At 36.7% G+C, this 26,384-nt stretch carries 23 protein-coding genes and 2 riboswitches; of the genes, 7 read left to right on the top strand and 16 right to left on the bottom strand.

What is annotated here, in order from left to right; all coding sequences use genetic code 11:
* Positions 1–181: 181 nt before the first annotated feature.
* Together AAJG31_RS11990 and AAJG31_RS11995 are read left to right on the top strand one after the other, a co-directional pair.
* Positions 182–736, top strand: coding sequence for a DUF1273 domain-containing protein (locus tag AAJG31_RS11990; RefSeq protein WP_066038383.1), 555 nt, complete (start codon positions 182–184; stop codon positions 734–736).
* Between the two features lie 100 nt (positions 737–836).
* On the top strand, positions 837–1,151 hold the full coding sequence (locus AAJG31_RS11995) for a hypothetical protein (protein WP_103117323.1): 315 nt from the start codon (positions 837–839) through the stop codon (positions 1,149–1,151).
* 47 nt (positions 1,152–1,198) lie between these two features.
* On the opposite strand, the gene AAJG31_RS12000 is transcribed toward AAJG31_RS11995, so the two are convergent.
* From AAJG31_RS12000 to AAJG31_RS12015, 4 genes are all read right to left on the bottom strand, one after another.
* On the bottom strand, positions 1,199–2,593 hold the full coding sequence (locus AAJG31_RS12000) for an L-cystine transporter (RefSeq protein ID WP_004227708.1): 1,395 nt from the start codon (positions 2,591–2,593) through the stop codon (positions 1,199–1,201).
* Between the two features lie 295 nt (positions 2,594–2,888).
* Complete coding sequence (locus AAJG31_RS12005) at positions 2,889–3,332, bottom strand: hypothetical protein (protein ID WP_279493713.1); 444 nt, start codon at positions 3,330–3,332, stop codon at positions 2,889–2,891.
* A gap of 86 nt (positions 3,333–3,418) precedes the next feature.
* Positions 3,419–4,369 carry a GGDEF domain-containing protein gene (locus AAJG31_RS12010; RefSeq protein ID WP_279493711.1) on the bottom strand — a complete coding sequence of 317 codons (951 nt, stop codon included), beginning with the start codon at positions 4,367–4,369 and terminating at the stop codon, positions 3,419–3,421.
* The gene (locus tag AAJG31_RS12015) at positions 4,347–5,228 is read right to left on the bottom strand and encodes an EAL domain-containing protein (protein WP_279493710.1); all 882 of its coding nucleotides are present in this window, start codon (positions 5,226–5,228) and stop codon (positions 4,347–4,349) included. Before AAJG31_RS12015 ends, AAJG31_RS12010 begins: the two co-directional genes overlap by 23 nt.
* Before the next feature lie 295 nt (positions 5,229–5,523).
* Here AAJG31_RS12015 and AAJG31_RS12020 point away from each other — a divergent pair, with 295 nt between their 5' ends.
* The 4 genes from AAJG31_RS12020 to AAJG31_RS12035 all read left to right on the top strand — a co-directional run bounded on the left by AAJG31_RS12020 (position 5,524) and on the right by AAJG31_RS12035 (position 9,439).
* Entirely contained in the window at positions 5,524–5,709 is a 186-nt protein-coding gene (locus tag AAJG31_RS12020; protein WP_009373346.1) for a hypothetical protein, read from the top strand.
* The gene (locus AAJG31_RS12025; RefSeq protein ID WP_279493709.1) at positions 5,699–7,117 is read left to right on the top strand and encodes an amidase; all 1,419 of its coding nucleotides are present in this window, start codon (positions 5,699–5,701) and stop codon (positions 7,115–7,117) included. The genes AAJG31_RS12020 and AAJG31_RS12025 overlap by 11 nt, the downstream gene beginning before the upstream one ends.
* Before the next feature lie 161 nt (positions 7,118–7,278).
* The gene (locus AAJG31_RS12030; RefSeq protein WP_279493708.1) at positions 7,279–8,439 is read left to right on the top strand and encodes a PucR family transcriptional regulator; all 1,161 of its coding nucleotides are present in this window, start codon (positions 7,279–7,281) and stop codon (positions 8,437–8,439) included.
* A gap of 103 nt (positions 8,440–8,542) precedes the next feature.
* Positions 8,543–9,439 carry a DMT family transporter gene (locus tag AAJG31_RS12035; protein WP_066038376.1) on the top strand — a complete coding sequence of 299 codons (897 nt, stop codon included), beginning with the start codon at positions 8,543–8,545 and terminating at the stop codon, positions 9,437–9,439.
* 33 nt (positions 9,440–9,472) lie between these two features.
* Here AAJG31_RS12035 and AAJG31_RS12040 read toward each other — a convergent pair whose 3' ends face one another.
* Entirely contained in the window at positions 9,473–10,042 is a 570-nt protein-coding gene (locus AAJG31_RS12040) for a YitT family protein (RefSeq protein ID WP_048391911.1), read from the bottom strand.
* A 181-nt stretch (positions 10,043–10,223) separates the two neighbouring features.
* On the opposite strand from AAJG31_RS12040, the gene AAJG31_RS12045 reads away from it, so the two are divergent.
* Complete coding sequence (locus AAJG31_RS12045) at positions 10,224–11,510, top strand: DUF2252 family protein (RefSeq protein WP_279493704.1); 1,287 nt, start codon at positions 10,224–10,226, stop codon at positions 11,508–11,510.
* A 43-nt stretch (positions 11,511–11,553) separates the two neighbouring features.
* Here the strand turns inward: AAJG31_RS12045 and AAJG31_RS12050 are convergent, their stop codons facing one another.
* From AAJG31_RS12050 to AAJG31_RS12100, 11 genes are all read right to left on the bottom strand, one after another.
* Entirely contained in the window at positions 11,554–12,075 is a 522-nt protein-coding gene (locus AAJG31_RS12050; RefSeq protein ID WP_048391915.1) for a DUF2179 domain-containing protein, read from the bottom strand.
* 306 nt (positions 12,076–12,381) lie between these two features.
* On the bottom strand, positions 12,382–13,680 hold the full coding sequence (locus AAJG31_RS12055; RefSeq protein WP_036075370.1) for a nucleobase:cation symporter-2 family protein: 1,299 nt from the start codon (positions 13,678–13,680) through the stop codon (positions 12,382–12,384).
* A complete protein-coding gene (locus tag AAJG31_RS12060) occupies positions 13,680–14,264 on the bottom strand; it encodes a xanthine phosphoribosyltransferase (RefSeq protein ID WP_279493703.1) in 585 nt (194 codons plus the stop codon). The genes AAJG31_RS12055 and AAJG31_RS12060 overlap by 1 nt, the downstream gene beginning before the upstream one ends.
* A 135-nt stretch (positions 14,265–14,399) precedes the next feature.
* Positions 14,400–14,501: riboswitch (purine riboswitch) on the bottom strand.
* A 164-nt stretch (positions 14,502–14,665) separates the two neighbouring features.
* Positions 14,666–16,489, bottom strand: coding sequence for an APC family permease (locus AAJG31_RS12065; protein WP_279493701.1), 1,824 nt, complete (start codon positions 16,487–16,489; stop codon positions 14,666–14,668).
* 118 nt (positions 16,490–16,607) lie between these two features.
* A riboswitch (cyclic di-AMP (ydaO/yuaA leader) is annotated at positions 16,608–16,757 on the bottom strand.
* A 215-nt stretch (positions 16,758–16,972) separates the two neighbouring features.
* The gene (locus AAJG31_RS12070) at positions 16,973–17,497 is read right to left on the bottom strand and encodes a PepSY domain-containing protein (RefSeq protein WP_103117319.1); all 525 of its coding nucleotides are present in this window, start codon (positions 17,495–17,497) and stop codon (positions 16,973–16,975) included.
* A 90-nt stretch (positions 17,498–17,587) separates the two neighbouring features.
* Positions 17,588–18,259: a PepSY domain-containing protein gene (locus AAJG31_RS12075; RefSeq protein ID WP_279493698.1), complete on the bottom strand. Its 672-nt coding sequence runs from the start codon at positions 18,257–18,259 to the stop codon at positions 17,588–17,590.
* On the bottom strand, positions 18,256–19,551 hold the full coding sequence (locus AAJG31_RS12080) for a HAMP domain-containing sensor histidine kinase (protein WP_103117317.1): 1,296 nt from the start codon (positions 19,549–19,551) through the stop codon (positions 18,256–18,258). The genes AAJG31_RS12075 and AAJG31_RS12080 overlap by 4 nt, the downstream gene beginning before the upstream one ends.
* Positions 19,541–20,236, bottom strand: a complete 696-nt coding sequence (locus AAJG31_RS12085) for a response regulator transcription factor (protein ID WP_048391922.1) — start codon at positions 20,234–20,236, stop codon at positions 19,541–19,543. The genes AAJG31_RS12080 and AAJG31_RS12085 overlap by 11 nt, the downstream gene beginning before the upstream one ends.
* A gap of 118 nt (positions 20,237–20,354) precedes the next feature.
* A complete protein-coding gene (locus AAJG31_RS12090) occupies positions 20,355–20,639 on the bottom strand; it encodes a hypothetical protein (protein WP_048391923.1) in 285 nt (94 codons plus the stop codon).
* A gap of 98 nt (positions 20,640–20,737) precedes the next feature.
* The gene (locus tag AAJG31_RS12095) at positions 20,738–23,758 is read right to left on the bottom strand and encodes a leucine-rich repeat protein (protein WP_279493697.1); all 3,021 of its coding nucleotides are present in this window, start codon (positions 23,756–23,758) and stop codon (positions 20,738–20,740) included.
* 150 nt (positions 23,759–23,908) lie between these two features.
* Positions 23,909–26,347, bottom strand: coding sequence for an InlB B-repeat-containing protein (locus AAJG31_RS12100; RefSeq protein WP_279493696.1), 2,439 nt, complete (start codon positions 26,345–26,347; stop codon positions 23,909–23,911).
* Positions 26,348–26,384: the final 37 nt, after the last annotated feature.

The raw sequence follows: 26,384 nt of genomic DNA on the forward strand, positions 1-26,384 counted from the left end.
GGAATATTTTTTATGAATAGTGACACAAAAGAAGACTTTACAGACTCATGGTGGTTTTTAGGCATTTGTGCAGCTGTAGCAGTAATTTTAACACTATTTGCCTTTTCATAGACAATATCGATTTCATTTGCCTCCTTGCTGTATACTAGTATTACAACTATACAGCCTAGGGGGTATTTTGTTGTTACATCGTATTATGATTACTGGCTATAAACCACATGAGCTTGGTATCTTTAATGACAAACATCCTGGTATTGTCATCATAAAGAAAGCACTGGAAGCTCATCTACGTACACTGCTTGATGAAGGACTCGAATGGGTTATTATCAGCGGTCAGCAGGGCGTAGAAACTTGGAGTGCTGAAGTTGTTTTAATGTTAAAAAAAGAATTCCCACTTTTAAAATACGCCGTGATCACACCTTTTTTAGAGCAAGAGAAAAATTGGCAAGATCATAAAAAAGAAAAGTATCAAGCATTAATTGCCCAAGCTGATTTTGTCACAAGCGTGACCAAAAAACCGTATGAAGCTCCTTGGCAATTTATTGAGAAGGACAAATTTATTATCCAAAATACAGATGGACTTTTATTAATTTATGATGAAGAAAATGAGGGTTCACCCAAATATATCAAACGGCTTGCAGAAAAATATATGGAGTCCCATGATTATAATCTTTTAACAGTAACTGCCTATGACTTACAATTAATAGCTGAAGAAATTCAACAGCAAAACTGGTAGAAAAATATTGATATAATTTTCTGACAATTATATACTAGAAGTAATAAAAGCTGATTGTTCTTATGGTTATTACCTATAATTTGAAAGGAGCTGTCATCATTTGAATAAACATATTGAAATGATTCTTGAAGCTTCTCCCGTAAATGTGTCACATGATACGTATCGTAGAGAATGTCGGTATACACGGGGAATTCATATTGAAGAACAAGAATTTCTTGCTATTTTAAATACAATGAGTCATGATTCACGCTTATATTTTGATTTCCATAATCCACGTAAAGAGTTTAAAAAGGGAACCTATTTGAATGGACACTCCGGTTTAGCCTACAATATTTATGAGTACTATAAACAAAATTATAATATTGAGATATCCGAATTAATCAACGGTAAAGATTTTTATGTAAAAATCGTATAAAGCTGAAGCCCCGTTAAAGTTAAAACTTTAACGGGGCTTTTTTGATCTTATAGGTCTGCTACTTGAGCACCTAATTCTTTATTATTATACATTTCTGTATCTAATTCTTTAGTAATACGCGCTGTTGTAACACCAGCAGTCATTGAACCACTTACATTTAACGCTGTACGACCCATATCAATTAAAGGCTCAACAGAGATTAATACACCTGCTAGAGCAATTGGTAAATCAAGTGCTGATAATACAAGGATAGCTGCAAATGTTGCACCACCACCAACACCAGCTACGCCAAATGAGCTAACTGCTACTACTGCAATAACTGTAATAATGAACACAGGGTCAAGTGGATTAATGCCGACTGTTGGTGCAATCATAATGGCTAACATCGCAGGATATACACCTGCACAACCATTTTGACCGATTGATAATCCGAATGAGCCTGAGAAGTTTGCAATCCCCTCAGATACTCCAAGACGACCTGTTTGCGTTTTAATATTCATCGGTAAAGTACCAGCACTAGAACGTGATGTAAAGGCGAATAATAATGTTTCTGCCGATTTTTTCAAATACGTAAATGGATTTAAACCACTTAATGTAATGATTAATAAGTGTACGATTAAAACAATAAATAGAGCTACATAAGAAGCAATAACAAACTTACCTAAATTATAGATAGCTCCAAAATCAGATGTTGCTACCGTACGAGCCATAATCGCTAGAATTCCATATGGCGTTAAGCGTAATACAATTGTTACAACACCCATTACAAGGGCATAGATGGCATCCAAGCCTTTTTTAATTGTAGCTGCTGTTCCCTCATCCTTACGTGCCACACGTAAATAAGCAAAACCAAGGAATGCTGAGAAAATTACAACCGCAATCGTTGAAGTAGAACGAGCACCCGTTAAATCAAGGAACGGATTTGCTGGGAATAACTCAATAATTTGTGTTGGTAAATCAGGAGCTGCTAAGCCCGTTGTTTTTTCTTCAAGGTATTGACCACGTGCAGTTTCTGCGTCACCTTGTAAAATTTGTGTTGCATCTAAATCAAAGACTGTTGCAGAAAGAATACCTACAGCTGCCGAAACGGCTGTTGTACCGATTAAAATGGCTAAAATAAGTGCTGCCATTTTTCCGAAATTTTTACCAATCTTCATTTTAGTAAATGCAATTAAAATGGAGATAAATACTAATGGCATTGCTACCATTTGGAGCAGTTTCACATACCCAGTACCGATAATATTGTACCAAGATGTTGTTTTGGCTAATACTTCAGAATCGAGACCATAAATAAAATGAAGTCCAAGACCAAGTACAATCCCTAAGCCTAAACCGGCAAAAACACGATTAGAAAACTTAACGTGCTTTTTATTCATAACATATAAAATTCCAACGAACACAAGTAACACTGCTACGTTAAGAATGATTTGTAAATTCGACAATGGAATGCCTCCTAAGATGTTTTATAATAATGTAATCGAATTATATACCCATAATCCCTATAATTCAAGTATGTTTTATTAAGATTAATAAATTCCTATAACAAAATGCTTTCTTGCTAAGGATTATACCCCGAAAAATGGCGTAACAATCATCCTCTGGCAAAGGATTAATCATGGAAAAGCTCATAAAAAATGTTTGTAAATGTATAGCTAGTTTAATCAATGCCACTACATTTGGTGACAAATGAGTAACTGCCCCTATACTGTTAGTTTTTAACAGTGCAGGGGCAGCCTTTTAAGCATTATTTCTAATTACAAATCTTGGTTCGTAGTCACTAATGATGTCAAACACACCGTCATTATAGCAGTAGATATGATGTTCTACGGTAGGAATTTCTTTGCTTCCAATCCACGGGAGTTGATCAAACCATTCTATATAATCTGAATTGCTCATTTTATAAAACCATTCTGCTGAAGAATTTTTAGATTGTTCTTGGGTCGTGGCTTCAGTGACCATGTCTACTAAATCAGATCGTGGGATTTCTCCAGTATAGCGAAAAGACCAAACATAATCGTGAATAGGAGACATCTTATCATAGATAATATCAACTTCTGTATTGTTTCGATCTATTAATGTTAAGCAGAGCCCTCGATCTGTATAATTCAATGTGGCATTAACGATTTGGGCTCTTTCTAAGCAAGTGACGGGTTGCCAAATGTGCAGTCTTCTTGAATCCATCTAAACCTCCTGTAACCAAAATATATCAATTTTATTTAAATTTTCATATATTTTACATATCAGTTCCACAAATCTAACATAGTTTGCTAATGAACAAAATAATTTTGTTGTTTATTAATGAGGTAACAACTACCAGCTACTTTTTTACACTGCTTTTTTACATGTGTTACCGCATTGGATAATTGTTCCACAGAGTCAAAATACTGATATTCATTCGTAATAACGGCAATAGATAAAGATGTGCATGTTAAAGGTTCCAGTTCGCCAGATCTATTAGCCACCTGAACATATGCTAGATCCTCTAACTCGTAAAAACTAAGTATGTTGGCATCAAAGTCATCAATAATTTTTTGACACATCTTTTCTACCTCGTAATAAGGTAGAATGGCTACAAAATCATCTCCTCCAATATGTCCTAAAAAATCCTCTACGCCGCAGATATGTCTTTTTAGTATTTCTGTTAAATACCGTAAAATTTTATCGCCTTTATTAAAGCCATATGTGTCATTGTAGGATTTAAAGTGATCTAAATCAAAATAGATTAAACTATATTGCGAGAGCTGTAATGCTTCTTCTAATTTTTCATCGATTAATTTATTGCCTGGAAGACTACTTAATGGATTCAGGAAACTTGCAATGGCTACTTGTGTATCAACGAGCTTTAACAATAACTCTCGAATACTAACCATGCCATAATAAAGATTGTTTTTCGTGACGATGACATCATCATATAAATCCTCTGGAGGTCTAGCCATAGCTAATGTACTGACCTCTGTGATTGGTGCATTACGATCAACGATTAAAGGATTTGTCTTTATCATCAGCTGATTTTGACGTTCCATTAATAAATGATAGCCATATCGAGTACCGATTTTTTGATAGAAATGTGTGCGTGTAATATGTCCAATTGGTTTTTCATCACGCACAACAACAACGCTACGCAACGATGGATTACTTGTAAAAAGTACATCTACTTCTTTGTTTTTCACAAATTCATCAATACATGGAACTTTCTCAATGACTTCCCCTATCTTCATGGTCACCCACCCTTATTTTCCCCATATATATTTCCTTTGCAGGCTTTCCTATCGCATATCCCTGTGCATAATGAATGCCAATACGATGGAGATAATCAAGCTCTTCTTGTCTTTCAATCCCTTCAGCGATGATTTTAGTATTGGCTTGTTCAGCATATTTCATTAACAATGTGACGAGCTGCTGTTGTTCACTATTTTGGTCTATGAATTGAATTAATGAACGGTCTAGCTTAATAAATTCCGGCTTTAAATAGATGAGCGTTTTTAAACTATTATAACCTGATCCTACATCATCTACGGCAATGCGATAGCCCTGTGATCGATAATGCGATAATACACGTTCAAACTCCACAAAATCTATTACTGCACTTCGCTCAGTTAGTTCAAAAACCACTTGCTGAGGTTTGATTCCAAGCTCCTTCAATAATTGTAGTGTTTCGCCACTGTGATATTTTTTATCTAATAAAACATTCGGATGTATATTAAGGAACACTAAAAAGTTTTTATTCACCAAGTCTTTGTGTAAACGTTCCTTGAAACGTTTCAAGGAAAGATTTCTACAAAAACATTCAAATAAAAAAACGCAATCTGTTTGTCCTACAAACTCGTAAAACTGGTCCACACTGGTAAATAATGTTGAGGGTAATGGTCGATTTAAGGCTTCAAATCCTATTGTTTGCTGTGACTGTAAATCTACAATAGGTTGAAAGTATGTATGTAAATCGTTATGTTGAATAATTTGTTTCAATGCCTTTAAACGTTTCATATATAACGAACTACTTTGATGCTGACCATATAAATATTTAAAAAAAGAAAATATATTACTTGTTTTTATACTTTGTCCCACTACAGACTCCATTCCTGCACCTCTTCAATTGGTTATTATGGTTCATTGTACGCTTTGATTGTAAACAGACTGTGAATCGAATGTAAAAAGAGCAAGTTCCAGCAATAGGTTTTAACAAAACTCTTTTCTAGTTAATATTTCGTAATATTAAAACTATTACAAATAATTTATTTGATATAAAATGTTATTAGTGTATGATTGTAATAATAGGTTTATATTACCTATTATATTTTTTTGTGTTTTTACTGTATTGGTCTTAATAGGGAAACCTATTTAGATAAAAATTATTCAAGGGAGGATCCTGTTAATGAGCTTGTCTATTCAACAATTATTGGAGAACAAAGGAATTACACCGAAACCTGAACACCTTGAACTATTAAAAACACGCTGGGAAGGTATGCAGTCACTTCGCAGCAATTTAGAAGGTATTGCGATCGATGATGCAGACATCGCCGTACGTAGTATTCCTGGAGGTGATCACATTGACAACTGATTTACATTTAAAATCTGTTGAAGAGTTGGCACCTTTACTTGCATCAAAGTCGCTATCTCCCGTGGAATTAACGAAAGCTATTTTAGATTTTGCTGAGGAAAGTCAGCCTAAAATTAATTCCTATATGGCTTTTTATCGGGAAGAAGCCTTAGCAAGGGCAAAAGAAGTTGAACAGGAGATTCTCCAAGGTCATTATAAGGGTATGTATCATGGGATACCTATGGCCTTAAAGGACAACTTGTATTTTAAAGATAAAATAACAACGATGTCCTCAAAAATTCATAAGGACTTCGTTTCTGATTATGATGCGACAGTGGTTGAAAAGCTACGTGATGCTGGTGTTATTTTCACTGGGAAATTAAGTATGCATGAATATGCATGGGGAATTACCAATAACAACCCTCATTACGGCCCTGTTCGTAACCCATGGGACTTAGATAAAATTCCTGGTGGTTCAAGTGGAGGCTCTGGTGCGGCTGTTGCAGCTGGAGCAAGTGTTGCTTCACTAGGGACAGATACAGCGGGCTCTATTCGAATTCCCTCTTCTGCTTGCGGCATTGTAGGTTTAAAACCTACACACGGTCGTGTAAGTAAATACGGCTGCTACCCGCTAGCATGGAGCTTAGACCACATTGGTCCGATGACAAAGACAGTTAAGGATGCAGCGGGCTTGCTCGAAGTCATTGCTGGTTTTGATCATCGAGACCCTACTTGCGTGAATGTTCCAGTAGACAACTATGAGAAGCAGCTTACTGGTAATATCAAAGATCTAGTGATTGGTATCAATGAAGAATATTTCTTTAATAATGTTGATGCTGATGTAGAGAAGGCTGTTAGAGCAAGTATTCAAAGCTTAGTGGATTCAGGCGCTAAAGTAGAAGTGGTGCGTATTCCTTCCCTACAATATGCAGAATGGGCAGAGCTTGTGACGTCTCTTTCAGAGGCAGCAGCTATACACCATTCAGATTTACAAAAGAGACCACAAGATTTTGGTGACGATATTCGTCTGCTATTTGAGCTTGGTGAATTGCCTTCTGCAGTCGATTACTTGCAGGCTCAGCAGGTACGTCGTCAAATAAAGCAGGAGTTTACAGAGATTTTTAATAAGGTAGATGTGCTCATTTCCCCTACCCTACCTGTTGTAGCTAGTACAATTGGGGATGATTTTGCAGAGTTAAACGGTAAAAAGGTAGATTTAATTGATAATATTATCCGCTTTACAGGCCCTAGTAACTTAACAGGCTTACCTGCCCTCTCGGTTCCTTGTGGCTTTAAAGGAAACTTACCAATAGGTCTACAAATTATTGGCCCAGCCTTTAAAGAAGGACGCATTTTAAATGTAGGCTATGCTGTTGAGCAAGCAAATCCACAGAGAAATAGAAAACCAAATATTTTTGCTAATATCTAAACGATAAGCACTAGAAATCTGCTCACTTCACGGTATACCACTGAATGAGCAGATTTTTTTGTGGGGGAAACCTGCTAGCATTCATACTAATGGTTTTTTATGAACAAGTAATTTTATAATAGAAACTAGAAGCTTACTACAGGAAAGGCAATGATCCACTCATGAATGTAGAGAAATTTTTACAACTACCTATTACCAAAGACTTCACTGTTATAGCGGGTCACAACGGCTTAAATAAAGCTGTTCAAAATGTAGAAATATTAGACTTTGAATTTTCACCTGACATCCACCATGTCAGAGATACTATCTTTACACCAAACAGTGTTGTGTTAAGTAGTTTATTATTTGCTAAGCAAAAGCCTGAGTATTTATTCAATGCTGTTAAAAATCTAATTGAGCTTGGGGCTAGTGCTTTAGCTTATAAGCCTGTTATTTTTAAGGAATTACCTGAAGAAGTTTTGTCGTATGCAGAGCAGCATAATTTCCCTATATTGCGCTTTGGTGGAGATGAGTTTTTTGAAAAAATCATTTTAGAAACGATGGCTTATGCTAAGACACAGGATTATTCCTATTTTATAGAAACGATTTTACGAAGGTTAGTGGAGGAAGATGTAACACAGGAGCAAATCAAATCCATTTTACAACAGCTCAATAAGCCCTTTGAAAAATATGTATTTATAGCAAATTTACGAGCTGGTGACACAATCCATCCGAACTGGATGCAGCCCTTTTACTCGTTGGAGCCACTATTAAAATCGGGTATGATTTGTTCTTATAAAAAAAGTCTATTTATCATCATGACACATCCATCTCAGCAATTCCAATTTGAAAGGGTTTTACATGAATGGCTAGCATTATATGCCATACCCACTGATACAATCACTTTCGGCTATAGCAGTTGTAATGATACCCAAACTGGATTCCCAATGGCATTACGCGAAGCTTTTTTTGCCAATATTTTCACTGAAATCGATATGCTCCCTAGCTGTCATTATAAGAATCTCGCGTCTGATTGTTTATTAATCGAGTTATACCGTAAAGATGCAACATTCGCTATGGACTATGTTAGCTCCTTTTTAGCCCCTCTACTTGATGATAAGGCTGATCCAGACTTAATGGAGACCGCCATAACTTATATCATTAAAAAAGGAAATATTAAGGAAGTTGCTGTAGCACAATTCTGTCATCCAAATACAATTCGCTATCGTATGGCTAAAATACGTCAGCTAGTAGCACCCATAGATAATGATTATGTTTTTTATGAACGCCTAGCTACAGCCGTTAAATTGTACTTATTACATAGCAAAATGACCAGTGACTAATCGCTTTGGAATAAGTACAAAAAAACGCCTGAATATTTAGAAATAAAATCAAATTCTTTTCTTCTCTCTTATGCTATTCTATTGAAGTTAGGAGGAAGAACACATGAAAACTTACATAGCTGATGGCATGTTATTAGTTACTGCAATCGTGTGGGGTAGTGGATTTGTTGTAACGGCCATTGCTCTAGAATATTTAACAGCATATCAAGTAATGGCTGGTAGATTTTTATTAGCTTCAATCATATTAACCGTTTTATTTGGCGCCCGCTTAAAAAAGGCTTCGAGATCAGTAATTTGGAAGGGAGCTTTATTAGGTACGATTTTGTATATAGCGTTTGCCCTTCAAACAGTCGGACTGCAATATACAACACCCTCTAAAAATGCCTTTTTAACCGCAGTTAATGTCATTATTGTTCCTTTAATAGCATATGCCGTTTATAAACGGCGTATCGATGGCTACGAAATCATTGGTTCGATAATGGCAATTGTGGGCATTGGCTTTTTATCATTACAAGGCTCATTGACAATGAATATAGGTGATGCCCTATCATTAGCTTGTGCTGTTGCTTTTGCCTTTGATATCTTTTGTACAAACCTTTTTGTTCAAAAAGAAGATGCCATTGCTCTAACTATTATTCAGTTTCTCACAGCATCCTTTATAGGTGTTCTCGTTGTCATTAGTCAAGGTGAAATTCCTACGTCGCTTGAAAAAGAGGCAATTTACTCGCTTGTTTATTTAGGGATTTTTTCTACGACAATAGCTTATCTTTTCCAGAATGTGGCCAATCAATATACAACTGCCACAAAGGCTGCGATTATACTATCAACGGAATCTTTTTTCGGCATGGTTTTATCCGTTATCTTCTTGCATGAAATGCTAACAAGCCGTATGGTCGTTGGTGCCGTCCTTATTTTACTAGCTATACTAATTGCCGAAGTGAAACCCGCACATCCAAAAAAGAAGCTAATGAAAGCACTCGATAATCAGACCCCCAAATAGTTTCAGTTTATACTGGAACTTTTTTTATGTTTATTAAACTCGACTAGTAATAATGCTTGTCGTAATCCCCACAACTAGCACTGTAATTATAGATAATAGCAAGGTCGAGGTTGATAGGAGAAAGCCACCTATAACAATCACGATGGAATCAATAAAAAATATTAATATCCCAACATTGATACCCGTTTTATCACAGATAAATTGTGCTATCAAGTCAGTCCCCCCTGTGCTTGTCTGAAATCGCAGCATTAGACCAATACCAAAGCCTACAAGTATTCCTCCAAGAATGGCACTATAGAGCGCATCAATTTGCACAAGATTGCGGACAGGCTTTAAAAAATCGATAATGAAGGAAGACGTTAGTAAGCCATGTATACTATTGTAAAAATAGGTTTTATATTTAAACCACGCAATAATAAAAATTGGAATACTAATAATAATAATCATTAAACCAATTTGGAGCTTATATAAATAATGTAATATTAGCGCTAACCCTACTACTCCCCCATCTAAAATTTCATAGGGCGTTAAAAATAAGTTTATTCCTAACGACAATGAAATACTTCCTATTATAATGACTAGACTTTTTGTAAAGAAATACATACAACCCCCCTCCGTGTCTATGCATGTCTTATAGTATGAAAATAGGTTATTGAACATGTTATGAAATAACCCTAGATGATTAGCCATTTTTATCGAGTGCATTTGCTAAATTTCTTCGAAACTTATTCAATTTATTTCCGTATATACAGATAAATTTTAAATTAACAAAGGGGATTATGATATGGAGCATGCATTATTGGAACAAGTTAAACATACTAGAACTTTTTTAAGACAAGAACAATTGGAAACAATCTTTGAAGAGTTTGATGGTCAACGAATGCGCTTAACAGAGGTACAGCGCTTGGAGAAATACCGTAAAATGCTTGAAAGTCCTTTTCGCTTTTTCCGTGGAAGTGCCTATCTCTTTTATTTTGATATGACAAAATCCGCTTCAATCTTCCATACTCCTGATAGAAAACCGACTTGGATTCAAGGTGACATGCATATGGATAACTTCGGTGCTTTTCAAAATGAAGCTGGCTCCATTGTTTTTGATGTCAATGATTTCGATGAGGGCTATGTCGGTTCATATTTATACGATATTATTCGTATGAGTATTAGTATTGCACTTTATTTAGAAGAACAAGGCTTACATAAGACAACACAAGAAACGGCTATTCAACATTTTCTTAATAGTTATATCAATCAACTAAAACGATTTGAGCGTAAACAGGATGATCCTCTAACACTCATTTTCACAAAGAACAATACCAAGGGACCCGCAAAGAGGTTATTGAAAAAGCTTGAGAAACGCCAACGATCCCATTTTTTACAGGATATCACGTATCTCAATGAAGACGGCGAGCGCGCTTTCTTATGGAATGAAGAAATGCAACCAGTCACTGCTGAGGAATACAGTGCCATTTCAAATGCACTTTCTACATATAAAATTAGGGACATAGCTTATAAGTATGGCTCTGGTACAGCTTCAATCGGTTTAAAACGTTACTATATTTTAGTGGAAGATGAAAAGGGTGCATCAGGGGTTGAAAATTTAGTGTTAGAAATGAAAGAAGTACGCACAGCCATTCCTGCCTACTTTCTTCCCTATCAGGATCTATTTTGGGCTCATTATGAGCACCAAGGAGCACGAGTAGTTGGAACTCAAAAAGCCATGCACCACTTAGAGGATCCACATTTAGCCTTTATTACAATGAATGGTCAGGAATTTTATATTCGAGAACGTTCTCCTTATAAAAAGAAGATTAAGCCTAAAAACTATCAGGATGTAGAGGATTACTTTACAACAACATCACTTATGGGGAAAATTGCCGCTAAAATACATGCACGAGCTGACATCGATTATTCTCATGTTTTTACCTATCACAGCGAGGAGGAGATTTTAAAAGCAATCGGTAAAGAACGGAATGTATTTATAGAACATACAATTTTACAAGCAATGAGTTACAAAGAAACCGTCTATACAGATTATGACTTATTCAAAAACTGGGTTGAAACAAAAATGTAAAAAGGGACCTTCGCTTTTAGCGAAGGTCCTCTCATATTGAATATTATTTTTGCTTGGCCTTCATACGAGCAAGTAAAAAGCCGCCCTTAAATGATTTAGGCTCATACGAGATAATAAACGCATTCGGCTCAAATTGCTCTACTATTTGAAAGAGCTCTCCTTCACGATTCCTCTTCGTTAAGATCTCATATTTATAGCGGTTACTATCTCGCCCTTCTCCTATATAAATCGTGACTGCAAACCCTTCGTGGCGAAGAAATTTCACAAGCTCTTCATTCTTATTTTGAGTATTAATGGTTGTATAAACATAGCCTATCGCTAGCTTTCGTTCTATTTTTGCTCCTAAAAATATACCTAATCCAAACCCAACTGCATAGACAACCATAGATAACATACTTTGCTTCCCACTGAAAACGAGTGAAAGGCCAAATACATACACCAACATCTCCAGCATACCAAATATCGCTGCAAGGAATGTGATATTCTTTACCAAAAATATTGTTCGTAATGTTAAAAAAGGTACATATACTAATTGTAGGATTAAAATTAAAACAATACTTTGCATTTGTGCTAGACCTTTCTGAGAGTAGTTTTATATAAGTATATGTTGAAAGAGAGAGTTACATGCGATTTCAACAACTCTATTTTAAATTCCCTTTTAGTCTAATGTTAAACATTCCTTATGACAGTCTAAAGTTATTTTAACGGAACAAATTTTAACTAAAATCATAATCTATAGTTTAAAACATACAATCCATAACAACAAAAAAGTGACACCTCCTCAAATCTAAATCAATAGATAAAAGTAGGTATCACTTTCTTTTCATCAAAATATGTAAAATATTTAGATGAATGTTATTTAATTATCTTTTTATACTTCCCCGTGCATCGGGTCTTTTTTATGCTTAGGCCCAATCATGTTGAATAAAATATTTAGGATAATCGCTGTGACTGAACCACAAACAATACCATTTGACGTTAAGATTGAAACGCTTGTTGGCAGTGCATCAAAAATGCCAGGAACAACGGATACACCGACACCTAAACTTACTGCAATCGCTGCAATCATTGCGTTTTCCGCTGATTCATTCATAACAGGTACAAGCATTCCCATACCTTGTGTAATCACCATACCGAACATCGCAAGCATTGCCGCACCTAGTACAGACGTTGGAATAATTGTTGTTAATGCTGCGATTTTTGGTAGGAAGCCTAATGCTACAAGTAGACCACCTGTGATGTAAATGACTTTACGGTCCTTAACGCCTGACATACGAGTTAGTCCCACGTTTTGTGAGAATGTTGTGTATGGGAAGGCATTGAAAATACCACCGATTACTGAAGCTAGACCTTCTGAACGGTAGCCACGAGCCAAATCTTTTGAATCTAATTTTTTATTACAAATATCACTTAGCGCAAAATAGACACCAGATGATTCTACTAAAGATACCATTGCTACAAGTGTCATGGTAATAATCGCCGTTACATCAAATGTTGGCATGCCAAAGTAGAAAGGTTGTACCATGTGAAATACATTAGCATCTGCAACTGGGGTGAAATCCACCTTGTCCATGAAAGCACCTAAAACAGTACCTACTACTAATCCTATTAAAATTGAAATAGCACGAACAAAGCCCGTAGAAAAGCGATAAACGACTAAAATGATAACCAATGTAATAAAGGCTAAAGCTACATTAGAAGCAGAGGCAAAATCTTCAGCACCTTGTCCACCTGCCATATTGTTTAATGCTACTGGTAATAAGGAAATACCGATAATTGAAACAACTGACCCTGTTACGACTGGTGGGAAGAATTTCACAAGCTTGCCGAAGAAGCCCGCAATTATCATTACAATTACACCAGAAGCAATAATAGAACCATAAATGTCCGTAATACCCTGCTCTGGGTTTGTACCAATCGCAATAATTGGACTTACCGCTGTGAATGTACAGCCAAGTACTACAGGTAAGCCAATACCAATGAATTTACCTGAATAAACCTGTAAAAGTGTAGCGATCCCGCACATCATAATATCAATTGCTACTAAATATGTCATTTGTGTTGAATCGAAGCCAATTGCCCCACCGATAATCAGTGGCACTAAGATGGCTCCAGCATACATTGCAAGTAAATGTTGAATAGCTAGCGCAGTCGATTTAAAGGTATTCATTACGCGCGAGCCTCCGTAGCAAATGTTACTTTGCCATCTTCAAGAGAATCTACAATTGCTAATGACTCAACGCGAACACCTTGCTCACGCAATAGTTTTCCGCCATCTTGGAAGCCCTTTTCAATAACAATTCCAACTCCTACAACATTCGCACCCGCTTGTGCAGCAATATCAAGTAAGCCTTTGACAGCCTCACCATTAGCTAAGAAATCATCTACGATTAAAATATTGTCATCTTCGCTTAAGAAATTACGTGAGACAGAGATCTCATTTGTTTCATTTTTTGTGAATGAATGTACCTTTGAAGAATAAAGGTTATCTGAAAGAGTTAATGATTTACGTTTACGAGCAAATACGACAGGCGCGCCAATTTCTAAGCCTAACATCACGGATGGGGCAATACCTGAAGATTCTATTGTTAAAATCTTTGTAATCACTTGATCAGAAAAACGATTTGCAAATTCATGACCAATTTCCTTCATTAGCATCGGATCAATTTGATGGTTTAAAAATGAATCAACTTTTAATACGGCTGAAGATAATACTTTACCCTCTTGCATAATTTTGTCTTGTAATAACTTCATTTCTTTCATATCCTTCTTTCGTAAAAAATTATAAAAAAACGCTGAATACTTTGATTCCATTCTGCTACGAGTGGAGCAAAGCATTCAGCGCAAAAACGTCGAAATGAATAGAAAACATCATTAAAATTGAAGTTCTCTAAAAGCATTGCTACCCATAGTCGATTCATTTACGGTAAATCGGTAGAAACTTGCGAGCCCTATTCTCGCTATTATATGAGTGGATTTGTATGAAACTATCAGAATAACCAATTTATCACTTTATTCGGTAAGGGCTACTATCTCTCACCAAAAAAAGTTTGATTTTTCGGAATTTAATGGTATTCTGGAACTTTTTAATTGTAAACGTTCGTGTTTTCAATCAACGTACTGATTATAACAGACTATTTTCTAGCTTGCTAGCATTATTTTGATAAATGGAACGGTACTGTCATAATGACGACATTTCTGTGAAATAACAGTGATGTACGAATGAGAAGACTCGATTGGTTGTGTAGCATATGATGCCACCCTTTTTTCGGTAAGAATTGAGGGATAACAACTGTAACTTTATGACCTGTCTTCGTACATTGATGTTCTACTTTATCAATAAATTTAATTAATGGCTGTGTAATGCTGCGATATGGTGAATAGTAGGTAACTAATCGTACATCAGGTTGCCAGGCGTTCCACTTCTCTTCAAAAGCTTTTGCATCTGCTTGATCGAAAGCTACGTAAAAGGCTATCACTTTATTAACCTTAAGTGATTTGGCATAATGTAGGGAGTTTTCAACCACCTTTGTTATACCAGCTACTGGCACAATGAAAACATTCCCCTCAATAGTAGCCAGTTCCTCATGATTTAATCTTAACTGTTCTCCAACAGCTTGATAATGTTGCTTAATGCGATGGAATACAAAAATAATAATTGGTAAAAAGATAAACACTGGCCATACTTGAGGCATTTTTGTCACAAAAAACATCATTGCCACGATGAAAGAGATAGCAGCTCCAATTGTATTGATTGTAAATCTTGCTACCCAGCCTTTAGGTTTTTCGCGCCACCATTTTCTCATCATTCCCGTTTGCGCTAATGTAAAGGGAATAAATACGCCTACTGCATAGAGCGGAATTAAATGCTCTGTGGCCCCGTCAAAAAGTATAATTAAAAAAATGGCTGCAATACCTAGCATTAAAATACCATTTGAATAGCCAAGACGGTCCCCACGAATTTGGAAGATTCGTGGGATAAAACCATCCTTCGATAAATTTACAGCAAGCAAGGGAAATGCTGAATATCCTGTGTTTGCGGCAAGTACTAAAATCATTGCCGTTGTGCCCTGTACAATATAATAAAGAAAATTCCGACCAACACTAGCTTCTGCTAGTTGGGAAACGACTGTTGCTTCTGCTGTTGGTGCAACGCCATAAAAATAAGCTAGACTAACAATCCCGATGAATAAAACGGCTAAAATGGCACCCATTGCTAAAAGCGTTTTAGCAGCATTATTTGGAGCAGGATTTCTAAAATTAGGTATGGCGTTAGAAATAGCCTCTACTCCTGTTAACGCTGAGCTTCCTGAAGCAAATGCCTTTAATAAAATAAATAGGCTAATCCCTGCCACTGGTGTGCCAATCTTTGGATGTAGCTCTGCAGGCACCTGTCCAGTTGCCACATTATAGAGCCCAATCCCGATTAGCAACAGCATAACGCCTACAAATAGATAAACTGGGTACGCCAAGATAGAAGCTGACTCTGTTACACCTCGCAAGTTTAAAATCGTTAAGAAAATCACAAATATAATAGCAATGGGTACATTATAAGCATGAAGACTTGGAAATGCAGATGTAATGGCATCTGTCCCGGCCGACACACTTACTGCTACCGTTAAAATATAATCAACAAGCAAAGAACCCCCTGCAACAAGACCTGCATTCACGCCTAAATTTTCTCGTGATACGACATAGGCGCCTCCCCCATGTGGATAGGCGAAGATAACTTGACGATAGGATAAAATCAGTGCCACGAGTAGAATAACCACTCCAGCGGCAATAGGTAAAGAATACCAAAACGCCATTGTACCTACCGTCATTAGGACAATTAAAATTTGTTCTGGTCCATAGGCTACTGATGACAATGCATCTGACGATAATATGGCCAGTGCCTTTGTTTTACTGAGCTTTTGTTCCCCTAACGCATCGGATCTTAATGGTTTGCCGATTACATAACGTTTGAATGAGGATTTCATTGATAAACACCTTCTAGTTTCATAGAATGTGTTTCGCCTTTCTAAATTACATCAAAAAACGCCTACAAGTCATCACTAAATAAGACTTGTAGACGCTCATCCGTCTGCCAAGCTCCACTTTTCTGCTCTTAACGCTTACGAGGTTAGCTGTCGGATTCGGGCCTGAGTAGCCCTACTCCTCCACAAGGAAGAGATTCACCCCAAGAATGGCTATGCCATCCATCAAAATTGGTTCCCCCGCGTTTAGTTGCTTCAGCGATTTAGAAATTTGAAACTTTTATAATGATGTCATATTACGCCTGCTAATTGAAAAAGTAAAGAAGAAAATTTTTCTCTTTTTTTGAGTAAAAGCATAGGCTTTTTTTGAACATATAAATAACCGCTTCTTAAAGAAAATTTCCTGAATACCTAGTCAATACCCACAATACAAACAATAAAAACTGCCTTAAAGGTATATTCTACCTTTAAGACAGCTCAATTATATTAGTCATCAAAGCCTTGTTCAAAGTCGATAATGTTCCCAGAGACTGCATCCACATCTACTTCGTATTCATATTGACCATCTTTCAGTTCAATTTCATATACACCATCATCAAGCTTAATTTTTGTCACTTTACCCTTTGCTTTTGTTTGGGCTGTCTTGATAGCCTGCTCTTTTGTAATTATTTTTGTTGTAGTAGTCGTAGCAGGAATATGATCATCCCAATCATCGTCATCTAGACGTTCCTTTTTCTGCTTGAGTAATTTTCCACTATAAGCATCAAATTTTAAATCATATTCTTCTGTATCTGTATACACCTCTACTTCATAAATAGAGCTAAACTGATTTTGGTCAAATTCGATATTGGCAACTGTACCATCCACTACCGCTAGAGCTTTCTTCTCAATTTCCTGCATGGATAAGACCTTTTTTTCTTGGGCATTTCCTGATAATAAAGTCGTCGAGCCAATCGCTGCACCCACTCCCAGTGTAATTACTAGTGCTGGAATCATGATCATTTTTTTCATGTTCATCTCTCCTTTGTTTTATCTAAACTTAGCTTACCAAGTGAAGATGATAGAACTATAAGAGGAACATTAGAATTTCATGAGAATGATTTAATGATCGTCATCCCATGTTACAGATAGTACTTTTCCTGAAACAGCATGAATTTGAAATGTAGCTTCGTCCTCCTGCGTTTCAATCTCAACTAAATAATAACCACCTTCTGAGGTTTCTTCAAAATCAACTGAATCCAATTCACCCTTTAATTGCTTAAGAGCTATTTGAATGGCCTGTTGCTCAGTAATAATAGGCTCTTCGATAGGTTGTTCTTGTGGCTCAACCTTTTTCTCAGCCAGTAGTTCGCCAGTATAACCATCAAACGTTAAATCCTTTTGAATTTCCTCATTTTCAACACGTACAGTGTAAATGGCGTCTGTAAGCATAACGCTTTCTACATCTCCATATTCCTTTTTAACCATTTGTCTGATCTGCTTTTCTGTTAATAGTAATTTACTATGTCCTTCTTTCAGGATTAGATCAGTCACCTGTTGTGTCGTAACATCGAGTATAGCTCCATACTTGACATCGTCACGCGTAAAAAGCATTTCAAAGGTGCTTCCTTGTTTTTCAACCTGTGTAACATGACCATTGTAGATAGTCTCAATATGCCGAATAGCCTGCGCTTCACTAAGAGGTTGAACGTAAAAATAACGATGTTGAACAAACCAAATTACTCCACTACAAAGAAGGATAATAACAACAATTACTAACATCCACTTTTTCATTGCTGTCCCTCCTTTGGTATACATAAAGTAAAGCTTGAGCCTTCCCCTAGCTTACTTTTCACATCTATCGTTATACCTAATTGTTGTGCCAGTTCGTGTGCTATTGCTAGCCCTAGCCCTGAACCACCTGTTTTACGATTACGATCCTCTGTTACACGATAGAAACGCTCAAACAAATGAGGAATATGCTCGACCGGAATACCAATACCAAAATCTTGGATGGTAATACGTACATGGTTGGTTGTTTCAGTGGCTTGAATACGTACTTCATCCTCACTATATTTCCTAGCATTATCTAGCAAAATAAAAAGTAGTTGCTTCAATATTTTTTCATCACTATAAATAAATTTTGGTATCTGCGCATCAATTCTAAATGTTCGATGATAAGCCTGTTCCATTTGTGAAGCTACTTTATTTAAGAAAGGGGCAAGCTCTAGTTGTTCGAAATGAACGTCCAATTGCTCTTTGTTTTTAGCTAGTTCTAGCAATTGCAACACCATTTCATGCATACGAGATGATTCATTGGCAATGGCCTGTAAGGATTCCTGAGCAACCTCACGATTATCAAAACCCCTTCTTAGGAGTAGTTTTGCATAACTTTCAATGACAGTTATAGGAGTTTTTAACTCGTGAGAGGCATTTGATACAAATTCTTGTTGCTTTTGATAATGTTGTTCAAGCTTCTCCATCATTATATTAAAAGTGCGGTTAATGTTTATTAACTCGTCCCCACCTTTTTCTGTAGTATCTATTTTTTCATATTTCCCAGTAGATGCACTTTTGCGCATGGTTTCATTTAAACGTTCTAGCGGTAATAAAATAAGTCGCCCAAGTACCAAGCTCGCTAGGAAAATTGGAATCGTTGCAACAACAGATACAACCACTAAGATGACCTTTAACAAATCTAATGTCCGTTCTACTTCTTCCATAGATTGCTGTAATGTTATGTCCACTACCGTTCCGTCGATCCAAATAGCAGGCATAGTGTAGGTAATGGCAGGGACTTCTTGCATTTCAAGGGTAGCTTGAACCTTTGTTTTCAAGCGTTCACCATCATAAATATAAACAGCACCATCCGTTGGCATATAAGCTCTTAATACTTGCTGTAGGTTGGTTTGTGCATTTAACTGACTCAGTGTAGAGCTTAAATCATTTGCCCGTGACTGGAGCTGATTATATTCCGTATCATAGGCAAATTTCTCATACAACAAATAAATTCCACTATTTGTTGCCACTATAATAACTAGCATAAGCAATGTTGTTAGTAGATGAATTTTTGTTTTAAGTCTCATAACTATGTTCCTTTAGCACATATCCAACACCTCGAATTGTTTGGATAAGAGGTGCTGGATTAGCAGCCTCAAGCTTTTGCCGTACATAACGTATATAAACATCCACAACATTTGTATCCCCATAATAATCATAGCCCCACACAGCCTCTAATATTTGCTCCCTTGTCAGTACTTGTTTAGGATGCTTTAGTAAATAGAACAACAAATCATACTCACGGGGTGTCAGCTGAATTTCCTTATCAAAATACACAACTTCCCTTGTTTGCTCGTTTATCGATAAATGGCCAAATGTAAGTGCAACTTGCTTTGGATTTACCTTCTGCGAAAACCGTAGTGCATTGCGAATTCGTGCCAGTAGCTCCTCAATTTCAAAAGGCTTTGTCACGTAATCATTGGCTCCTAAATCCAAGCCCTTTACCTTATCCTCTACTTCACTTTTAGCAGTTAGCATGATAACAGGTGTTTGGGATTCTGTTGCACGAATACGCTTTAGCACATCAATACCGCTCATCTCAGGTAGCATGATATCAAGTAAAATTAAATCCCATTGCTGCTCACGGTATTGTAGTAAGCCTTCTGCTCCTGTATGAGCCATTGCTGCCTCATATCCTTCAAATTGAAGCTCCAGTTGTAGCACTCTCGCAATATTCTCTTCATCTTCTATAATTAAAATTCGATGTGTCATGTCGAATCCGTCCTTCGCCTTTTCTTTTCATCGTATACGATACAAGTGGTGAAAGTCTAATTAGAAAATGATGAGAAAGACAATACATTTCTTTTTTTGACACAGGGTACGTCTTTAACTAATAAACTTTCGGTAAAAAGCTGTAAATATCCCTTTTCTCAAAAATTCCTGAGCTTACTTTAGCAACTTTTTTGCCATTTAAACGGCTTGGAAAGGGAAACTCAATATGTGGACCATTATAATGAATAATTGTCACTGTACCATCAGAGTTATTACGCCAATCATAATTCCTTTCATCCGTTTTAATTGAAAGTTTAATCGATACAAAAGCTAAACTTAAGAATAATATGAAGAAGGCAAGACGAACGATTTTCAATAGAAACACTTCCTTTTCTATTAGCATAATAATTTACATCCTTACGCACTATTGAGTAATGTTAATAATTTGAACAAAAAAATCTCACCAAAAGCTTTATGGATAGCCATTGGTGAGGTTTTTAATTATTGATGCAAAGCTCTATACAAAAATGTTACAAACTCCGCACGTGTTACAGGATCATTTGGTCTAAAGTTGCCATTATCTCCAATTGTGATCCCATTTCCTGCAAGTATAGCGATAAAGTTGTGTGCCCAGTGTGTTTTTGGCACATCCTCGAAAGTATCTTTATTCGATGAAGTTAAATTAAAGGCAAGAACTAATACTTTTGCCATTTGAGCGCGTGTCAAATTCGTAGTTGGCTGGAAGTTCCCATCTATGCCTTCAAACAAACCTGCTTGTTGCACCTGATCGATTACCCCAAAATAGAGATGGCTTTTAGGTATATCGTTAAATTCTCGCGCATCTTTTTTCGGTTCTAGCGCTAATGCTCTTGTTAATATCAGGGCAGCATGCTGGCGCTGAATTGGTGCATTTGGCTTGAAGGTGCCATCTTGATAGCCTGTAATAATGCCCTGCTTTGCCATCTCCTGAATCATCGCCCAGGCCCAATGTCCTTGAGAAATATCTGAGAAGATGATATCTGGCTCTGTTGGTTGTGGATCAATTGGTTCTTCAGGTTTAGGTTTTTGTTCTTCAGGTTTTTGTTCTTGTTTTTCAGGTATGTTTGGCCCTGGTATTGGGGATGGATTCGGAGATATACTTCCTCCACCACCCGATGAACCGTCTGTTACCCAATGGGCATATAAGGTGATATTGGACTTCACTACATCTTTAGAAAAATCCCATGGTATCGTCAGTTCAATATCCTTATACCAGCCTGTAAATGTATAGCCTGCCTTTGTTGGATTTACTGGATTTGTTGCTAAGGTATCTTTTGTTACCTTCTGTGATGCTACTGTACTTCCTCCATTTGTTTCGAAATCCACCGTATACTGTGCGACGACGTTTTCCCATTTTGCATATAAGGTTGTATTTTGTGTTATCATATCCGTTGTAAAATTCCATGGTGTGGTGAATTGAGCATCCTTATACCAGCCTAAAAATGTATACCCTGGTTTTATAGGAATTACTGGTTTACTTACTAGTGCCTTATAATTTACTGTAATAGGATTGATTGCTGTCCCCCCATTTGTATTAAATGTGACAACATATGAATTTGCTTTCCATTTCGCATACAAGGCAAGATTGGATTCTTCAATATCAACAATGCTATTGACTGTATAATCTATACCATCTCCTACGTTAGTGCTGTTCCAACCATCAAATGTATAGCCAGTTTTTTCTAAAGATCCTATATTATCTAAGATCGTTGCTGGAGTATTTCTTGGATACATATTCATATCTACTGGTGGATTTCCTTGTTCAGAGCCATTTCCATGATAGATAATTCGATAAGTAAGTAACTCGAACTGGTGATTATTTTGATTGGCATAGGCTTGAGCAGTCGATGCATCATGACCATAAATAATTAAATTACTTGGATTTGCATTAAAAATATCTTCTAAAAGAATCGTTGCATCCGATAATATTTTCACTTGTTTAAGATTATTGTCATTAAAGGCATTATCCTCTACAGTCATTACATTTTTAGGAATTTCAATGCTACTAAGTCTATTCTTCCCAAAGGCCCATCTACCAATATTCGTTACACTACTAGGAATCTCTATACTTGTAAGCTGATTATCGAGAAATACACTTTCCGCTATACTTATTATACTTGAGGGAATCGTTACATTTGAAAGTTCATTGGTAGCAAATGCATACGCTCCTATACTTACGACACTAGTAGGTATTACTAAAGAGGTTATGTGATTATCTGAAAACGCCCATTCTCCTATAGTCTCCAAAGTTGCTGGTAACTCAATGTTTGTTAATTGGTTCTCCATAAATGCGAAATCCCCAATTGTCTTAAGTTGATTTGGCAGCTTAACTGTAGCAAGTGCATTATCTAAAAATGCATATGAGCCAATTTGAGTAACTTGATCTGGTATTTCTATAGCAGTAAGTTTATTTGTAAAGAATACACCTTCACCTATCTTTTTAAGGTTATTTGGTAGTTTCACATACGTTAATTGATTTTCTGCAAATGCTACATCTCCAATGCTTGTTACACTGTCTGGTATAATTACCTGCGTAAGACCTTTTTCACCAAATGCTCCACTACCTATTGCTGTTACTACCCTGCCATCTAGCTGACTTGGAATGGTTATTGCCATATCAGTACCTATGTAATCTCTAATCGTTACTGACCCATCCCTATTTTTTGTCCACTCATAATCCGCTTCATTGACAGGATCTGGAGAATTTATACCTTGAAAGTTTATATTCAACCTATCTGCATACTCTTTTGCAGAAGAATTCTCTGGAGCATAAATAACAAGGTTAGGACTATGCCCTATAAAAGCATCATCACCTATTTCAACATCTTTAGAATATATAATGATTTCCTTGAGGTAATTATTTGAAAAGGCTTCATCTCCAATGCTTTTCACACTTTCTGGTATCTCTAAACTTTCAATATCATTCCTTGCAAATGCATTTGACCCTATTATTTTTACACCCTCTGGAATTTTCACATTGACAATATCATTCGTTGAAAATGCATGATCTCCTATACTAATAACACTTTTAGGTATATCTACGCTTTCAAGCAAATTTCCAGAAAATGCATAATTTCCGATACTACTTAGATTATTTGGAAGTATCACATTTGTTAGTTGGTTTAAGGAAAATACACCATCACCAATGTTCGTTAGATTACTTGGCAGTGTCACACTTGTTAACTGATTTTGATAAAAAGCATAAGCACCAATTGTTGTTATTGTTTCTGGTATCGTGAGGCTTGTCAGATTTTTATTAGTAAACACCCAAGCGTCTATCCCTGTTACGATTTTCTTTTGTATTTGATGAGGAATTACCATGTCTCCGCCAGTACCTGTGTATGCCTTTATAGTTATCGATCCATCAGGGCTATCTTCCACATCATAATCAGCTTCATTAGCAAAAGTAAAAGGGATTTTCACTAACATCATGAAGATAAATAGTGTAAACCATATTCCATATCTAACACTTTTTGCTTTCATATAGTCTCTCCTTTCTTTAAAAATGAAATAATTCTTCTTCATCTTAAAGGTAATTATTTACTCCCACTATTGAGGAATGTTAATTATTTTTAGGTAAATACAAAAATCCCATCATTGGTAGTCTTATCACACCAGTGATGGGATTTTTTCTTATTGAGAGAGGGCTCTATATAAAAAGATTGCGAATTCTGCCCGTGTAACAGCATCATTAGGTCTAAAATTACCTTGATCACCTATTGTGATACCGTTTGACGCAAGAATAGCAATATAATTGTATGCCCAATGAGCTGCAGATACATCATTAAATGTTTTCTTCTTATGGGCTGTTAAGTTTAAAGCCTCTACCAATACTTTGGCCATTTGTGAACGTGTCATATTAGTTTTTGGTTGGAAGTTTCCATCTATGCCATCAAACAGTCCTGCTTGTTGCACTTGCTTAATTTCCTCAAAATAGAGATGACTTTCAGGAATATCCTCAAATATAAACGCCTCTTTTTTCGGTTCTAGCTCTAATGCTCTGGTTAACATCAGGGCAACATGTTGGCGCTGAATTGGTGCATTTGGCTTGAAGGAGCCATCTTGATAGCCTGTAATAATGCCCTGCCTTGCCATCTCCTGAATCATCGTCCATGCCCAATGGCCCTGAGGAATATCGGAGAAAGTAATGTTTGCCTCTGTTTGGGGTGTTGGCTCGGTTGGTTGTGGCTTAGCTTGATCTTCAGGTTTAGGTTCTGGTTTTTGAGATAAGGTTGGCTCTGTCGTTTCTGGCTCTGTTAGTGTTGGGGACGAATTTCCTCCACCACCTGACGAATCGTTTGCTAGCCATTGCCATTTTGCATATAAAGTAGTATTAGCGGTCACTATATCTGTATGGAAATTCCAGACTTTTGTGAAATGAGCATCTTTATACCAACCTGCAAATGTATAGCCTACCTTTATTGGGGTGATTGGTTGCATTGCGGTTGTATTAGCAGTAATCCTTTGAGGCGATATAGCACTTCCACCATTTGATGCAAAGTCGAGAATATAATGTACAGCTTCCCTTTCCCATTTTGCGTAAAGCGCTGTATCTTCTACCACTTTATCAGTATCAAAGCTCCATGGTTTGGTCAGCTCTTCATTCTTATACCAGCCTACAAATTTATAACCTGTTTTTGTCGGGAACAGTGGTTCATCTATTACCTCATTATACTTAGCTGTCACAGGAGAAATTACCGTCCCTCCATTTGTATAAAAGGTAATGATGTATTCATTTGTTAGCCATTTTCCATATAACGTCATACTCTCTGTCACTTTATCGATCTCGAAGTTCCACGGTATCATCAGCTTTTCGTCTTTATACCAACCTGCAAATGTATAGCCAACTTTCGTTGGATCTGATGGCTTGGCTAATAGCTCTCCATTCAATACCTCGACTGTTATTGTGTCTGTATCTGTATGAAATATAACAGTGTATGGTTTTTTTGCCCATTTTCCATATAAAGTTATATTTCCGGTTATCACATCTGTATCAAAGCTCCAGGGCACAGTCAATTCTTCATCCTTATACCAGCCTATAAATTGAGAGCCATCTTTTATCGGAGTTGCCGGGGCAAGTGCTTTTTCTCCAGCCAGTATTTGCTGTTCATCAATAGCTGTATCGCTATTTGGCTCAAATGTAAGTGTATATGTTAACGCATTTCCCTTTGCATAAATTTTTGTTGGCTGTGTGACATTGCCATCCCACGGCTTTGCCCATGCCAAATCACTATACCAACCATCAAACCTGTCACCTTGGTAGTTAAATGTATTAGGCTGCAGCACTAATGGTCTATTAAAGTAAACCCAATGCAACTGATTAGAGGCAAATGCCCAATCTTCTATATATGTAACTGCTTCAGGAATAGTCACTTCTTTCAGGTTATTACCATAAAAAGTATAGAACCCTATCTTCTTTAAGTCATCAGGTAGAATAATGGTTGTTAAGTGATTTTGATAAAACGCGTAGTTCCCTATACTTGTCACGCTACTGGGAATGGTTACACTTTCTAATTTATTCCTCGAAAATACACTGTTCTCAATTCTTGTTATACCATCTGGAATTGTCACTGCTGTTAGCTGATTATTCGCAAATGATTCTGCTCCTATTGTTTTTACGCTATCAGGAATATAGACAGTCGATAACCGATTGTCAAAAAACGCTAGATTACCTATACTCTCTAATCTATTAGGGAGGGTCACAGTCGTGATCTGATTCATCAAAAATGCTCTATCCCCTATTTTAGTCACACTTTCAGGGATAGTTACACTTGTCACATTCTTATTAAAAAATGAAGATTCCCCTATTATCGTAACGGGCTGTCCGTTAATAACAGCTGGAATATCAACATGCCCTCCTGCCCCTCCATAGGCTACAAGTGTTATGCCCGTGTCATTTGGCGCTGTATGGAATCTTGCATTACCAACTAGATTTTTGTTAAGGCTCTTTTTAGCATGACTATCCGCTCCTTCTTCAATAGCATTATGCTCATTCGCATAAGAGGCTGGAACTTGCCCATATTGGAAAAAGAGCAATATTAGAACAATCATCATGTTCGAGATTCTTTTCATTCCTCTCGCTCCTTCCTCTTAAAATCAAGTATTCTCC

This window comes from Lysinibacillus sp. BS3 (assembly GCF_039614735.1).
Classification (GTDB): Bacteria; Bacillota; Bacilli; order Bacillales_A; family Planococcaceae; genus Lysinibacillus; species Lysinibacillus capsici.

What these genes read in the sequence shown, in the direction of transcription:
- AAJG31_RS12005 (WP_279493713.1), bottom strand. Translation starts at nt 3,332, where the DNA reads ATGGATTCAAGAAGACTGCACATTTGGCAACCCGTCACTTGCTTAGAA.
- AAJG31_RS12085 (WP_048391922.1), bottom strand. Translation starts at nt 20,236, where the DNA reads ATGACACATCGAATTTTAATTATAGAAGATGAAGAGAATATTGCGAGA.
- AAJG31_RS12020 (WP_009373346.1), top strand. Translation starts at nt 5,524, where the DNA reads ATGAGCTTGTCTATTCAACAATTATTGGAGAACAAAGGAATTACACCG.
- AAJG31_RS12075 (WP_279493698.1), bottom strand. Translation starts at nt 18,259, where the DNA reads ATGAAAAAGTGGATGTTAGTAATTGTTGTTATTATCCTTCTTTGTAGT.
- AAJG31_RS12065 (WP_279493701.1), bottom strand. Translation starts at nt 16,489, where the DNA reads ATGAAATCCTCATTCAAACGTTATGTAATCGGCAAACCATTAAGATCC.
- AAJG31_RS12080 (WP_103117317.1), bottom strand. Translation starts at nt 19,551, where the DNA reads ATGAGACTTAAAACAAAAATTCATCTACTAACAACATTGCTTATGCTA.
- AAJG31_RS12070 (WP_103117319.1), bottom strand. Translation starts at nt 17,497, where the DNA reads ATGAAAAAAATGATCATGATTCCAGCACTAGTAATTACACTGGGAGTG.
- AAJG31_RS12100 (WP_279493696.1), bottom strand. Translation starts at nt 26,347, where the DNA reads ATGAAAAGAATCTCGAACATGATGATTGTTCTAATATTGCTCTTTTTC.
- AAJG31_RS12030 (WP_279493708.1), top strand. Translation starts at nt 7,279, where the DNA reads ATGAATGTAGAGAAATTTTTACAACTACCTATTACCAAAGACTTCACT.
- AAJG31_RS12015 (WP_279493710.1), bottom strand. Translation starts at nt 5,228, where the DNA reads ATGGAGTCTGTAGTGGGACAAAGTATAAAAACAAGTAATATATTTTCT.
- AAJG31_RS12010 (WP_279493711.1), bottom strand. Translation starts at nt 4,369, where the DNA reads ATGAAGATAGGGGAAGTCATTGAGAAAGTTCCATGTATTGATGAATTT.
- AAJG31_RS12090 (WP_048391923.1), bottom strand. Translation starts at nt 20,639, where the DNA reads ATGCTAATAGAAAAGGAAGTGTTTCTATTGAAAATCGTTCGTCTTGCC.
- AAJG31_RS12095 (WP_279493697.1), bottom strand. Translation starts at nt 23,758, where the DNA reads ATGAAAGCAAAAAGTGTTAGATATGGAATATGGTTTACACTATTTATC.
- AAJG31_RS12045 (WP_279493704.1), top strand. Translation starts at nt 10,224, where the DNA reads ATGGAGCATGCATTATTGGAACAAGTTAAACATACTAGAACTTTTTTA.
- AAJG31_RS12050 (WP_048391915.1), bottom strand. Translation starts at nt 12,075, where the DNA reads ATGCAAAGTATTGTTTTAATTTTAATCCTACAATTAGTATATGTACCT.
- AAJG31_RS12040 (WP_048391911.1), bottom strand. Translation starts at nt 10,042, where the DNA reads ATGTATTTCTTTACAAAAAGTCTAGTCATTATAATAGGAAGTATTTCA.
- AAJG31_RS12060 (WP_279493703.1), bottom strand. Translation starts at nt 14,264, where the DNA reads ATGAAGTTATTACAAGACAAAATTATGCAAGAGGGTAAAGTATTATCT.
- AAJG31_RS12035 (WP_066038376.1), top strand. Translation starts at nt 8,543, where the DNA reads ATGAAAACTTACATAGCTGATGGCATGTTATTAGTTACTGCAATCGTG.
- AAJG31_RS12055 (WP_036075370.1), bottom strand. Translation starts at nt 13,680, where the DNA reads ATGAATACCTTTAAATCGACTGCGCTAGCTATTCAACATTTACTTGCA.